We start from the raw sequence: 11909 nt of genomic DNA, 5'->3' as shown, positions 1-11909 counted from the left end.
AAGCTGGACGCCATCACCATCCCCAGCTTCATCTCCAAGCGGTACGGCGAGAAGAGGCCGGTGATTATGTGCATCTCCGCCCTGATTATTCTGATTTTCTTTGTGCCTTATGTTGCCTCGGGTCTTGCGGCCATCGGGAAGCTGTTCAACAGCCTCTTTGGCTGGGATTACATGGCAGCGGTGATTATCGGCGCCATCGTGATTATCAGCTATACCTCCATCGGCGGTTTCAGCGCTGTGGCCACCATGGATTTGATCCAGTCCATCATCATGACCGCGGCGCTGGCTGTCATCGTGGTGTTCGGCATTGTCCAGGCCGGAGGCATGGACGCCGTGCTGGACCACGCCCGGTCTCTGCCCGGGTTCCTCAGCTTCACAGAGACTTACAATGTGGCCTCCAACAGCGCCGAGCCCTACGGCTTCATCCGCATCATCTCCATGATGGCATGGGGCCTGGGATACTTTGGGATGCCCCACATCCTGGTGCGGTTCATGGCCATCCGGGATGAGAACGAGCTGAAGCTCTCCCGCCGGATCGCCTCCGTGTGGGTGGTGATCTCCATGGGCGTGGCGGTGTTCATCGGCATCGTGGGCCACGCTGTCTCCGCCGCGGGCCGGGTTCCCTTCCTGGAGGGCAGCGCCACCGAAACCATCATTGTGAGACTCTCCGATCTGCTGTCCACTTACGGCATTTTCCCCGCCATTGTGGCCGGGTGCATCCTGGCCGGTATTCTGGCGGCCACCATGTCCACGGCCGACAGCCAGCTGCTGGCCGCCGCCTCCGCCCTCTCGGAGAATCTGGTGCAGGACGTGTTCGGCGTGAAGCTGACGGAGAAGCAGACCATGCTCATCGCCCGGCTCACTGTGGTGGCCATCGCTGTCGTCGCTCTGTTCCTGGCCTCTGATCCCGACAGCAATGTGTTCCAGATTGTCTCCTTCGCCTGGGCGGGCTTCGGCGCCACTTTCGGCCCCGCCATTTTGTGCGCGCTGTTCTGGAAGCGGAGCAACCGCCAGGGCATTATGGCGGGCCTTGTGGCCGGCGGCGCCATGATCTTTATCTGGAAGTTCCTGGTGAAGCCCCTGGGAGGCATCTGGAACATCTACGAGCTGCTGCCCGCGTTCCTGGTGGCCTGTGTGGTCATCGTAGCGGTCTCGCTGGCCACGCCGAAGCCGGACGGCGGGATTGAGCGGATTTTCGACGAGATGGGTGCAGACTAAAGAATTGCGAAAAGCCTCGCCATTGGCGAGGCTTTTTTGCAGACTGTCAAAAACGCAGGAAATGTGTGCAACGGAAAGGAGGGGTGTGTGCGGGGAACCCAAGAAGAGTTCCCCGCGCCATTGGCGAGGCTTTTTGACAGACTGAAGCAGCCTTTTCGGACTATTCTTTATAGTTGGCGCGGTTAAAAAGGGGCATATCTTCTCTTCAGCTGCGTTGGGTTATGATCCGCCGCAGGCCGGCAGCTGGTCCAAAGAGGCGAAGGTATAGCCCATATCCTCCCATTTTGTGAGCAGATCGTCCAGAATGTCGGCGTTGGTCTTGGAGGTGGAATGGAGCAGAACAATGGCCCCATCGTGAATGCGGGGCAGCAGCTTGGCGTAGGCCTGTTCCGCCGTGGGCTGATTGTCCACGTACCAATCCACGTAAGCCAGGCTCCAGAATACTGTCTTATAACCCAGGGCCTGGGCCTGCTTCAGGTTTTCCTCGCTGTACTTTCCCTGAGGCGGCCGGTAGTAGTTGGGCAGATCCCGGCCCGTAGTCTCCTGATACAGCGCCGCCAGATCGTCCAATTCTTTCTTGAATGCCGCCTGGTCGGAGATCTTGGACATATCCGGGTGGTGGAGGGTGTGGTTTCCCACGATATGACCCTCCTCCGCCATACGGCGGATGATATCCGGCGCGGTCTCAATCATATTTCCCACCACAAAGAAGGCGGCGGGGGCCTGGTGTTTTTTCAGAGCGTCCAGGATCTGCTCCGTATATCCGTTCTCATAGCCGCAGTCAAAGGTCAGGTAAATCACTTTTTGAGAGGTGTCCCCCAGAAAATAGGCGTCATACTGAGCCAGCTGCTCCACCGGGGCGTTTCCCACCGGTGAGGCGCCCTCGGTCTGAAAGGACAGGCCCCAGTTGTCCGTGGACACCGGCACAGCAGCCGGGGAGGAAGCCGGCACAGAGACATCGGAGGGGCGGTACAAGAGCGCCGCTGCCAGGGCGAACAGCGCCAGGGGCGCCAGCAGCGCGGCCCAATAGTGGTTTGGTCGTTCTCGCATAAGAACCTCCTGTGGATTTGGAATTCTGTCTCAGGTTGTGCATCTGACTGCCGATTATGCGGATTTTCGACACTGTAAAAATTGTAAACAGCCGGAGCAGGGGAAACTGCTCCGGCTGTTTCATCCCGCGGTTTTCTGCGCTGCCTGCATCCCGGAGAGCATCGCCGCGTTTACTCTTCCGGCGGCACCGCCAGCTGAAAGCTCTCCCAGGTGTGCTCCTCAACCTCCGCCCAGATGTATCCGGCCCGCTCACACTCCTCCCAGGTCAGGTAGCGGAAGTAAAACTCAACCTCCAGGTGGCAGGGCAGGATGTCCAAAATGATTTTTTTGATCTGTTCAAACTCCGCCGGAACGCCGCCCACTCCCGGAAAGATGACCCGCAGGTGCCCTGTGTCCATCTCCAAGGCCTTGGCCCGGATGCCGCAGCCCTGAATCGCCCGGTCAATAGCGGAGGGGGTCAAACTGTCCCCGTCGATCTGAAGCAGGGCCGCGATGGCGTCCCGCCGCTCCTCCAGCGTGACGGCGGCGGGACGCCGGGCGAAGAGCGCCTCCCGGCGGCTCAGGCCCTCATCCTCCGCCGTGGCTGTGATGGACTCCCGCTCCACGGCCTCCAGCCTCCAGCCAGTCTGATCCAGGGCCAGTCCTATAGCGTACAGCTCCGCACCGTTTATGGAGCCGCTGCCCAGGTCATAGACGCCCAGAGGCGCGAGCAGCTGCCGCAAATACGCCTCGTACATATCTCACGCCTCCAGTTCTGTCACTGTCAGCGTTCCCAGCACCGGCAGCACCGTGCCGTCCGCCGCCAGATCCTCTGCTGGCGCGGAGAAACGGTAGTTCTCCACGCCCTCCAGGCCGTAGAGGCGGTTCCCCAGCTCTGCCAGAAGCACCGGCCGGCCCAGCATCCGTCCGGTGAAGAGGTTGGAGACGGCCAACTCTGCCTGGGCCTTGACCTCGCCGAAGTCCGCACCCTCTCGGACGGCAATGGCGGCGCTCACGTTTACCGGGACCGTCGCGGGGGCCTTCACTTCCACGTCCACGGCAATCTCACGCCGCTCCCGGAGATCCTCCCGAACTTCCTCCAGCAGGGCCGCCCCGGGCAGGCCGCTCTCTCCGGCGATGTAAACGTCTACGGTCCCGATGCCCCGGGCCCGGCCCACCGCCCGGGCCGCCGCCACACCGTCGTGGCTCATGGCGGTCTGCTCGTACCAGGCGGCGTTGGCCCCGTTGGGCAGCCGCCGGTAGCTCTCCAGAATGCGTTCCCGAAGCGTCTCGTCGTCCTCGGCGTCGCTGCCGCCGGAGAAGGCTGCGGGATTGACGCAGGCCGTCACCGCTACAGGGCAGGCGGTGAGAAACCGCACCGCCCCCGCTACGGCATTGCCTCCGCTGCCCGCCTCCAGCGCCTCCGCCGGGGCATCCACATAGGTCTTGCCCACCTCCAGCGTCACACCGCCTGTGGTCTGGAAGCGCCGCTCGTCTGCCGTCATACACACTGTCCCCGCCGGGATGCCCACCGAGAGCGCCGGGGGCGAGTCCACGGAAAACCGCAGCGTACCGGCGGCCTTGGACGCAGGCAGACGGCTCAGCCCCCGCATGGCCGCGTGCCGGTCCAGATACATGCCCCGGGCCGTCTGGGGAAAGCTCTGGTCCAGAACCCACTCCGCCTGAATGTTCAGTGCCTGAATCTGCGCCGCCGCAGCATACAGCCGTACCGCCAGGTCGCAGGTGTTCTCCGGCACAAACCCGGCCCGCTGGGCAAAGGCGTCCAGCAGCTCCTGATAGATTTCATCAACACTTTTCACCCGTCCTCTCCTCTCTATACAATCTCCACCGTCACCGGCAGGGGTTTCCCCTGCCAGACGCAGTTCACCTTCAGCGCCACGACACCCTGTCCCCTGGGCTCCAGCTCTGCCGACTCCACCGTCAGCGCCTCACCCTCCAGGGCCTCCGCCGCATACTGGACCGCCGCGGCCTGCTGCTGGGCGGGGGGCGCTTTTCCCAGCTGCCACAGGCGGCTTCCCAGTTCCGGCAAAAAGGGAAAGGCGCCCCGCCGGGCCGTCAGCTTGAACAGCACCCGCTGCAGCAGTGCCTCCCTTCCCTCCACCCGTTTCAGTCCGCCCACGCCGTCAGGCACATAGTCGCCGTTTCGCAGCTTTAACTCCATATCACAAGAGCTCCTCTCCGCACAGGCAGGGGGAACAGGCCGCGCCGTTGATCCACAGTGAGCCCTCTACACATACCTTCCCCCGCAGCTCCAGCGTACCGTCACTTTTCAGGTACACCGAGTTCCCGCCGGGGCCGTACACCAGCACCTCTCCCGGCTGCATCCCCTTCGGCGGTGCGCACTGCTTCATGCCTGAAACACACTGCTCCTCACCGCCGGGACCGCCCTTGACCACCAGCACGGCCGCGCCGCTCTCCGGCATCCACACATAGCCGCCGGGGCCATAAATAGGTACCGTCCGCACCTCGCCCCGGGTCATCACACCCACGCTGCCCCCGGCAATAGTGGTAACGCCTAGGTCGGCGTCCGCCGCGGCCGGAGCAGGCCGCATTTTACTGGAAAGCCACATACTCTCTCATCCTCCCTTCAATGTCAGCGTCACGGAGGCCCCCTTCTCTGCCGAGAAGACGTTTGCCGCCTCTGTCACCCGGAAGGAGCCGGAGAGCCCCATCCGGTCCAGCCGCAGCGTTGCCTGGTCCCCCGGGAAGGCCAAAAAGCTTCCGGGCAGAGAGAGCGTCACCGTTTTTTCGTCCTCCTTTGACCGGCGGATCTGGTATTCCCCTGTGTAGCGCATAGCGTCCCAAGTGCTCTGGCCCGGCGTGTAGACCACCCGGCGGCACTGTCCGCCCCGTTGAATCATATCCTCGTTTTTCACGCTGTAAGAGGCGTTTCTGGTCTTGTCAATGACCAGTGCCTCCGTCAGCACGCCGTAGTGGTCCTCCCGCAGTGTACAGGAGAGCACCGGGTCCCCCTCGCCAATGGAAAAGCGCTTCCCGCCGCCCTTCTCCGGCGCGGCCAGCAGCTTTCCGTCCCGGGAGAACCGGGGGGAGAACCCGCCGTAGGTCCGGCAGAAGCCCTCCAGGGCCTTCCACTGGCTGACCCCCGCCGGCACGGTGTAGACGGAGCTTGCCCGCACGTCCGCCACCTCCCCGGCGGCAATGCCGTAAGGCGTCACATGGCGCCGCACAATCTCCGCCAGCGTGGCGTCCTGGTAGGTCAGGGGCCGGGATTCATTGTCCAGCAGCCGGGCAGCGTAGCCCCGCCCGGTGATGGTCGCCGTCAGCCCGATGCTCCCCAGCTCCACGGCGTACTCGTCCACAATGGCCCGCAGCATTGTCTCACCCCGGTAAATGGCGGCAAAGCCCGCCGCCAGGCGCAGGACCTCCGCCATGCTCCTGTCGTATAAAAATGTCACGGAGTAGCTGTCACAGGGGACCGTCCCCGTGTGGACCACCTCCCAGGAGAGCGGCTCCGGCAGGTCATAGACCCGGTGGTCGCAGGTGAATACCCGTCCTGTCACGGCAGATACACCTCATTTCCCGGATAGATCAGGTTGGGGTTTTTGATCTGGGGGTTGGCCGCGATTAAATCTGTCAGCGCCGCGCCGTACTGGCGGGCGATACCCCAGAGGGTATCCCCCTTTTTTATAATGTGGACGGTCCGGTTCCCGCTGGCGCCGCCCCCGGTCTGGTTCCCCGGGTGAAGCAGCGCACCGCCGTTGTCGCTCTCCGTCAGGCCGCCGCCGTAGCCGCCGCAGTCCTCCCAGAACTCGAAGCTGTACCGCACGTAATCCGGCAAAGGCTTTTCTGTGGCCTTCAGGGAGACAAAGTAGGCCCGCTGGACCGTCCACACCGGGTGAACCAGCTGCCCCGGTCCGCCCTCCTGAAACACGCCTTCCAGTTGCCGGAACTGGTCGTAGGCGTCCGCTCCGGAGAACTCTCCCTCCCCCCGCAGAATGCGGTAGGTGCCCCCCAGCTCCTGAAAGACGCAGGAGCCGAAGGGAATTTTATGGACCGCCACACGGCGGCGGTTTTCCACCGTGTAGATCTCCGGATTGTGGGGCCAGGTATAGTCCTTGTACCGCATGGATGTCAGCCGCATGACCACGCTCCTCTCTTCAAAATGTTTCCCCTAATACAGGGAAAAGCCGCCGTCGTACCGGCGGGCGTCCCGCTGAAAAGCCCGGGACAGTGCCTCCGCTCCGGCGGCAGCGCCACCGCTCTCCACCTGAACAAACTCCGTCACCGTCCGCTCCCGGGCAATGCCTGCCGGAGACCGCCCCGCCGCCGGGCCGCCAGTGTCCGCCCTCCGCACGGCGCCAGCCGAGCCGGGCGGGGAAGCGCCTTCTGCGGGTACAGATATCTCCTCCTGCCGTCCGTTCTCCGCAAAGGCGGCCAAGGCCTCTCCCCATAGAAACTCCGCCGCCTCCCCGGCGTCCTCCGCCCGGGAACCGGAGCGGGGGAGACCTGGGGCCGCCAGGCCCCCGCTCCACGCAGGATTCCCTTCATACGCGTTCTCCGCCAGAGAAAGCGCCTGCACCCGCTCCGGGACAGCGCCCGCCCGTGCGCCCGCCGGTAAGCCCGCCGGCACGTTCACGCCCTTTGCCGGCGGCTCTGCGCCGCCGCCCTCGCCGCCAACCGGTCCTCTCCCCAGCAGCAGGCCGGCCAGTGCCTCCCGCTGGCGCCGGAACTCCTCCTGGATGTAATCCATACCTCAGCCCTCCCGCAGCGTTTCAAAGCGCCTCTGGTTAAAGGCGGGATTTCCGGTTTCCTCTTTTGCGGGCTCTGCCTCTGCCAGACGCCGCAGCAGCGTCTCGATCTGATGGCCCGTCAGGTCCGCCAGCACCGCCTGTTCATCCTCAAATACCGGCTCTCCCCGGTAAAAGCAGCAGGCCGCAGCGATTCTGGCATTGCAGAGGACGGTCCGCTCCAGCGGATCCTCCGCCGCCTCCCGGGTCTCCCGCCACAGCGCCAGCAGGCGGCCCGCCGTCAGCGGCCGCAGCTCATCGATGTCCCTCACGCCGAGGTCTCGATCCGCTTGGAGGCTACCAGCGTCACTTTCTCCGCCACCATGGCGTTCAGCTGGCCCTCCTCCTGGATGGCGTTCCACTGGCAGCCGCTGTAAATGATTTTCCGGTCCGGCTTGCAGATCACCAGGGAGAAGTCCTCCAGGTCATAGAAATTGATGCCGTCGGACACGGCATCGTCCGTGGCGTACAGCCGTGTCAGCTCCAGGGTGTATTTCCGCTGGCCGTCAATGGTAGCCACCGGCTCGCTCTCGCCGAATGCCTCCACAAACCGGGAGGACTTGGACGCCTTGGCGGTATACCCCTGCACCACCGCGATCTTCCTTCCGTCCAACTCCAGATAGATGTCCGCGCTGGTGGGAAATCCCTTCATCTCCATATTCCGCCCTCCTTACACCGTGATGTGTACTGTCAGATAGATTTGGTTCAGGCCGTGGGCCACGGCAAAGCTGAACTCCACCAGGCACACCGCAGGGTCGTCGGGGGAGGCCGAAACCGCCACGTCCCCGTAGCCGTCGATGATCTCCGCTGCCGCCTTCTTCTCCAGCTCCACGATCACCTGAGAGCGGATGGCCCCCCGGCTGCGCTGCGTGTTCTTGGCCCGGGAGAACTTGCTCCGCAGGGCGCTGCGGATGGCGGGAATCACGTCGTCCGCGATGAGGACGGTGGTCAGCTCCCTCCAGGTGGCGTCCGGCGCGCCGCCGGTGGTGGTCCGGGTGGTGATGCCCCGCACCGGGGAGATGACGCCCGCCGCGTTCTCCAGGGGCGTCACGCCGCCCCGTACCAGCAGATCGATCTCGCTGTCGCTGTAATCGGCGGCAAGGCCGCCCAGTCCCCGCAGGGCCGCGCCGTTGAGGGGAGCCGCCGGGTCCCGGCCGGAGGCCACGGCTCCTGCCACAGCCGCCGCGGCAAACACGGAGGGGATGGTCTCCCCCTGGCTGTCCAGGGCGTCGGGCCCCACCAGCGCCACGCGCTCGCTGTTCAGCGCCGCCGCGTGTTTCACCAGGGCAGACACATCCTCTCCGCTGCCGCCCACCACGGCGATGCGCTCCTGCCGGGCGGCGGAGGCCGTCTCCACCGCGCCGCGCAGCGCCTGATGTACCGTCTGGTCGGCGCTGTCGCATACCACCACCTGCACATCCTGTTTGTTCAATGCCTCAAAAGCCGACTGATAGTCCTCCAGTGTCCCGGTGTCCGCCACCCGCACCGCCGTCACGCTGGACGCGCCGTTGAGGAACAGCAGCCGCAGCAGCGTGCCCATTCCCGGAGCGGTGTCCTCGCCGAAGGCCTCCGCCCCGGCGGCGTAGCCGGTCACTGTCACCGCCGTGCCCACCGTGCCCTTGGCGGCCCTTGCGGCCACGCCCACTGCCTTGGGGGCCTGTCCGGCAGACACCACCGCCGATGTGTCATAGACCGAGTAGACACCTGGCCGCTCATGTGAGATTCCGTTCAATTGGTGATTACCCCTTTCAAAATAAAATTCAAAAACGCCGCTCCGTCCTCCCGGCTCTCCGCCACAAAAAAGGTCCGGCATTGCAGTTCTCCCCGCCGCAGGAACATTCCCGTCTCCCGCTCCCACGTCAGGGCCTCCCAGCGCAGCTCTCCGGGCCGGATACCGGCGGGCAGGCCGCCCAGCAGCGCCTCAGCGGCCCGCTCACAGCCTGTCTCGCATTCCGCGGCCCGGCGGCCCCGGATGTCCACTGTGATAATCCCCTCCAGCTGCTTTCCGTACACCTCCCGGACGGTGCCGTGCGTTTTGTCATCTACCTCCCCTAAATAGTTGCAAAGCCCCACAGCCTTTCCCCGGGCGGCTCCTACCGCCACCGCAGCCACAGCTCCACTGTAAGCCCTGGCGTGCTCCGCCGGAAATGCGGCCAGGGCCGTCAGCCCCGCGCCCCGCAGGGCGGAGATCACAGCATCCCGCACCTGTGCCAGCTCTTTCATTCCGCTGCCTCCCATCTCCGTTCCAGGGACGCCCGCCAGTGGCTCAGTGTCCCGCCGATATAGCAGGGCCGGCTGCTGCGCACCTGGAGGGCCATGCCGTTCCACTCCACCGCGTCCCCGGGCCCGATCTCCTCCCGGCCCAGATACAGCCACAGCCGCCCGTCCGTCCAGCCGATCTCCGTCACCGTACCGGGGATCTCCTCCCGCCGCTCCCGTACCGGCTGCAAAAACGCCTGCACGGTGCGGCGGCCCTCCTTTGTCTCAAGGGTCACCGTCTGGCCGTGGCGGGATAAAATTTCCTCTGTCCACGCTGTCATCCCCGCACTCCTTTGAAACAGAAGTCCTCCGCCTCCGCATAGGGAGCCATCAGCTCCTCCGCCGTCCGGCGGAGACCCTGGGCCAGGGCGGCGGCCTCCGCCGCCCCCCGTCCCTTGACGGAGATGTCCCCCGCCGTAAAGGCGCTGACAGAGCCGCCGCTTCGGCCCGCCGCCAAGTCCGCCGCCGCCGTGAAGGCGGCGGCGCAGGAGAAGGCCGCCCCGCAGTCCTCCGGGGTCAGGCCCGGCCTCAGCCGGACCTCCCAGCGCTGCCGCGCCGCCTGGCACAGCGGACTCAGCAGGGCCGCCTCCGCCTCTCCGGCGCCGGAGACAATCCGGGCCAGCGTCAAAATCTCCCCGCTCATTCCGTGACCGTCAAAACCTTGGCCGCGTCGGTGAAGAGCTTGGCGAAGCCGGAGATGGAGGTGATGGCCGCCCGCTCCAGCTGGCGGTCAATGAGCTTGTCATACTCCACGGTGATCTCGCTGCCGCAGATCTGCTCCAGGGCATAGTTCTTATCCAGGCCGATGATGGTCCCGGCGGGCATGGCGGAGGTCCGCAGGAGCTTTGCTCCCAGAGGAGAGGTCAGCGTGCCGGTGCCCTGGAAGTTCAGCCCCGTCAGGGGATTCTGGAACTCCGCCAGCTTCAGCATGGCCAGCATCATGTCGCTGCTCACCAGCATGGTATTCATGGTGTAGGGGTCGAATTGGCTCCAGAAGTCCAGCAGCGCTCCATAGGACATGGTCTTGGTGCCTTTGGTAATGGGAGCCGTACCTGCGGTGAACACCTGAGCCGGATTCTGGTTGCCGTCGCCGTTGCGCAGCACTCCGATGGCGTCCTCCAGGTGCATCCGCCCGATGTACGCGCCGATCTGCCGCAGCGTCACAGAAAAGAGGTCCAGCCGCTGGAACCGAATGGCCTCGTAGGAGGCCACCAGCATTCTGCCCCGCTTGTGGAGCCGTACCAGGTTCTCCTGGGTTCGGATGGTGGTCTGGGGGATCTCTGCCCCCTCCTCCACCCGGCGGAGCTTTTTTTGCGCCTCTGTGGGCACGGAGGCGATGGAGCGGTAGTCCATGCCGTCAAACCGGGTCACCGTGGCGGTAATGGCGGGCAGAACGCTCTCCTCCTCCAGCCCCTGGCGCACCACCCGGGAGACGAACTCCGGGAACAGCACGGCGGAGTCGGAGGTGTGGAAAAACTTCTCCACCCTATCGCTGCCCGCGCCCTTGACATGGATGTCAAACCGCTTCAGCTGCCGCTGGAAGGCGTCCAGCCCCTCCAGGGCCGTGCCGCGGTACTGCTCGCTAGGGTCCAGCTCCTCCAGCGTCTGGGCAAAGGTCCGGCCGCCCCGGCCGTACATGCCCTTCTCCAGTTTCAGATTCTCAAAATGATAGCTCATTGTTTCCTCCTCCTGTTACAGTACAAATGTGACCGTCTTGACGCTGCTGTCCACGTCCACCACCAGATAGCTCCTCCCGCCGTCCGCCGCGGTTACGCCGCCGCTGCCGTCCGCCGCCAGATTGACCCAGCCCACGCCGGGCGCGGTGCCGCCGGAGTACCCCGCGGTCACCATGCCCCCCAGGGCCACGGTACAGGCATCGCCGCCCCGGCTCACCGCCAGCGCCACGCCGCAGAAGCTGCCGCCCTCCTCACAGGCGCTCACCGTGCCGCCTTCGCTGACTTTCACCACCTGTCCCTCGCGCACCCCGCTGCAGGCGAAGGTGGCGGCCCACTGGCCGATTCCCTCATAAGAAACTCTCATTGCCGTCCTCCTACTGTTTTTTATGGCTCGGGGCGGGAGGGCGGAGGCCTCTTTCCGCCCTCTCCGGCCCGTGGCTCAAATCTGGAATGCCCCCGCGTCGCCCCGCTCCTCCTCCGCGGGCCGGGGGCGCAGCTGGGGCGATGCCGGGAAGCGTTTGGCCGCCTGTGCACCGTAGGCTTCCTTCAGTGCCAGCAGCTCCGGCTCCTCCATCCGTTCCGCCGCCTTGGCGAACACGCCGCCGTCCAGGCAGTCGTCCGCCAGCATGGCAAGGCGTACCACCTCCCGCCGCAGCTCCGCCAGATATCGCCGCCCCAGCGCGGCCTCCTTACGCAGCCGGGTCAGCTGCCCGTCCTCCTGACCGAACCGCTTCAGCACTCCGGCGCTCCGCTGGGCGGGCACCGCCACGAAGGACCACTCGTAGGCGTCGGCAGGCTCCCGCAGCTCTGTAAAGCACAGCTTCCCGTCATAGACATGTCCCTTCACGTGCTGGCAGCCGCCCTCCTCCGCGCCGCAGATGGAGCACACACTGCGCCTCACGCTGCACCCCACGCTGACCTCCTTCTTGATGCCACCCTCAATCTCGGCGATGAGGTC

Annotated in this window: 17 protein-coding genes and 1 pseudogene; 1 reads left to right on the top strand and 17 read right to left on the bottom strand. The window is 65.1% G+C overall.

From position 1 onward, the window contains the following. The coding region (locus QZ326_RS07850) for a sodium/proline symporter (RefSeq protein ID WP_295743556.1) at window positions 1-1218 on the top strand (1218 nt) is incomplete at its 5' end. A 219-nt stretch (window positions 1219-1437) separates the two neighbouring features. Here the strand turns inward: QZ326_RS07850 and pdaA are convergent. From pdaA to QZ326_RS07765, 17 genes and pseudogenes are all read right to left on the bottom strand, one after another. After that, on the bottom strand, window positions 1438-2268 hold the full coding sequence (pdaA, locus tag QZ326_RS07845; protein ID WP_295743553.1) for a delta-lactam-biosynthetic de-N-acetylase: 831 nt from the start codon (window positions 2266-2268) through the stop codon (window positions 1438-1440). A 170-nt stretch (window positions 2269-2438) separates the two neighbouring features. Next, complete coding sequence (locus QZ326_RS07840) at window positions 2439-3005, bottom strand: hypothetical protein (protein WP_295743551.1); 567 nt, start codon at window positions 3003-3005, stop codon at window positions 2439-2441. Window positions 3006-3008: 3 nt separating this feature from the next. Beyond that, a complete protein-coding gene (locus QZ326_RS07835; protein WP_295743549.1) occupies window positions 3009-4067 on the bottom strand; it encodes a baseplate J/gp47 family protein in 1059 nt (352 codons plus the stop codon). A 14-nt stretch (window positions 4068-4081) separates the two neighbouring features. After that, the gene (locus QZ326_RS07830; protein ID WP_295743546.1) at window positions 4082-4429 is read right to left on the bottom strand and encodes a hypothetical protein; all 348 of its coding nucleotides are present in this window, start codon (window positions 4427-4429) and stop codon (window positions 4082-4084) included. A 1-nt stretch (window position 4430) separates the two neighbouring features. Next, window positions 4431-4838, bottom strand: coding sequence for a hypothetical protein (locus QZ326_RS07825; protein ID WP_295743543.1), 408 nt, complete (start codon window positions 4836-4838; stop codon window positions 4431-4433). 6 nt (window positions 4839-4844) lie between these two features. Next, window positions 4845-5789, bottom strand: coding sequence for a hypothetical protein (locus QZ326_RS07820; protein WP_295743540.1), 945 nt, complete (start codon window positions 5787-5789; stop codon window positions 4845-4847). Further along, window positions 5786-6370 (bottom strand): LysM peptidoglycan-binding domain-containing protein, encoded by a 585-nt coding sequence (locus QZ326_RS07815; RefSeq protein WP_295743538.1) that lies wholly within the window; start codon window positions 6368-6370, stop codon window positions 5786-5788. Before QZ326_RS07815 ends, QZ326_RS07820 begins: the two co-directional genes overlap by 4 nt. Window positions 6371-6400: 30 nt before the next feature. Next, window positions 6401-6979, bottom strand: coding sequence for a hypothetical protein (locus tag QZ326_RS07810; RefSeq protein WP_295743535.1), 579 nt, complete (start codon window positions 6977-6979; stop codon window positions 6401-6403). Window positions 6980-6982: 3 nt separating this feature from the next. Continuing rightward, the gene (locus QZ326_RS07805) at window positions 6983-7288 is read right to left on the bottom strand and encodes a hypothetical protein (RefSeq protein ID WP_295743532.1); all 306 of its coding nucleotides are present in this window, start codon (window positions 7286-7288) and stop codon (window positions 6983-6985) included. Then, on the bottom strand, window positions 7285-7674 hold the full coding sequence (locus QZ326_RS07800; RefSeq protein ID WP_295743529.1) for a hypothetical protein: 390 nt from the start codon (window positions 7672-7674) through the stop codon (window positions 7285-7287). Before QZ326_RS07800 ends, QZ326_RS07805 begins: the two co-directional genes overlap by 4 nt. Before the next feature lie 12 nt (window positions 7675-7686). Next, window positions 7687-8748, bottom strand: a complete 1062-nt coding sequence (locus QZ326_RS07795) for a phage tail sheath subtilisin-like domain-containing protein (RefSeq protein WP_295743526.1) — start codon at window positions 8746-8748, stop codon at window positions 7687-7689. Next, a complete protein-coding gene (locus QZ326_RS07790) occupies window positions 8745-9239 on the bottom strand; it encodes a hypothetical protein (protein ID WP_295743523.1) in 495 nt (164 codons plus the stop codon). The genes QZ326_RS07795 and QZ326_RS07790 overlap by 4 nt, the downstream gene beginning before the upstream one ends. Then, complete coding sequence (locus QZ326_RS07785; protein WP_295743521.1) at window positions 9236-9556, bottom strand: hypothetical protein; 321 nt, start codon at window positions 9554-9556, stop codon at window positions 9236-9238. The genes QZ326_RS07790 and QZ326_RS07785 overlap by 4 nt, the downstream gene beginning before the upstream one ends. Next, window positions 9553-9918, bottom strand: a complete 366-nt coding sequence (locus QZ326_RS07780; RefSeq protein WP_295743518.1) for a hypothetical protein — start codon at window positions 9916-9918, stop codon at window positions 9553-9555. The genes QZ326_RS07785 and QZ326_RS07780 overlap by 4 nt, the downstream gene beginning before the upstream one ends. After that, window positions 9915-10952, bottom strand: coding sequence for a phage major capsid protein (locus QZ326_RS07775; RefSeq protein WP_295743515.1), 1038 nt, complete (start codon window positions 10950-10952; stop codon window positions 9915-9917). The genes QZ326_RS07780 and QZ326_RS07775 overlap by 4 nt, the downstream gene beginning before the upstream one ends. Window positions 10953-10967: 15 nt before the next feature. Further along, complete coding sequence (locus QZ326_RS07770; protein WP_295743512.1) at window positions 10968-11315, bottom strand: hypothetical protein; 348 nt, start codon at window positions 11313-11315, stop codon at window positions 10968-10970. A gap of 75 nt (window positions 11316-11390) precedes the next feature. Continuing rightward, window positions 11391-11909: pseudogene (locus QZ326_RS07765) on the bottom strand (hypothetical protein); the annotation flags it as partial.

Source organism: uncultured Oscillibacter sp., assembly GCF_910587525.1.
In the GTDB taxonomy this organism is placed as follows: domain Bacteria; phylum Bacillota; class Clostridia; order Oscillospirales; family Oscillospiraceae; genus Oscillibacter.
This window is presented reverse-complemented; position numbering and strand designations above follow the sequence as displayed.

Bases quoted from the DNA above. Each gene is read 5' to 3' on its own strand.
- pdaA (WP_295743553.1), bottom strand. From the start codon at position 2,268: ATGCGAGAACGACCAAACCACTATTGGGCCGCGCTGCTGGCGCCCCTG.
- QZ326_RS07840 (WP_295743551.1), bottom strand. From the start codon at position 3,005: ATGTACGAGGCGTATTTGCGGCAGCTGCTCGCGCCTCTGGGCGTCTAT.
- QZ326_RS07830 (WP_295743546.1), bottom strand. From the start codon at position 4,429: ATGGAGTTAAAGCTGCGAAACGGCGACTATGTGCCTGACGGCGTGGGC.
- QZ326_RS07825 (WP_295743543.1), bottom strand. From the start codon at position 4,838: ATGTGGCTTTCCAGTAAAATGCGGCCTGCTCCGGCCGCGGCGGACGCC.
- QZ326_RS07815 (WP_295743538.1), bottom strand. From the start codon at position 6,370: ATGCGGCTGACATCCATGCGGTACAAGGACTATACCTGGCCCCACAAT.
- QZ326_RS07810 (WP_295743535.1), bottom strand. From the start codon at position 6,979: ATGGATTACATCCAGGAGGAGTTCCGGCGCCAGCGGGAGGCACTGGCC.
- QZ326_RS07800 (WP_295743529.1), bottom strand. From the start codon at position 7,674: ATGGAGATGAAGGGATTTCCCACCAGCGCGGACATCTATCTGGAGTTG.
- QZ326_RS07790 (WP_295743523.1), bottom strand. From the start codon at position 9,239: ATGAAAGAGCTGGCACAGGTGCGGGATGCTGTGATCTCCGCCCTGCGG.
- QZ326_RS07785 (WP_295743521.1), bottom strand. From the start codon at position 9,556: ATGACAGCGTGGACAGAGGAAATTTTATCCCGCCACGGCCAGACGGTG.
- QZ326_RS07780 (WP_295743518.1), bottom strand. From the start codon at position 9,918: ATGAGCGGGGAGATTTTGACGCTGGCCCGGATTGTCTCCGGCGCCGGA.
- QZ326_RS07775 (WP_295743515.1), bottom strand. From the start codon at position 10,952: ATGAGCTATCATTTTGAGAATCTGAAACTGGAGAAGGGCATGTACGGC.
- QZ326_RS07770 (WP_295743512.1), bottom strand. From the start codon at position 11,315: ATGAGAGTTTCTTATGAGGGAATCGGCCAGTGGGCCGCCACCTTCGCC.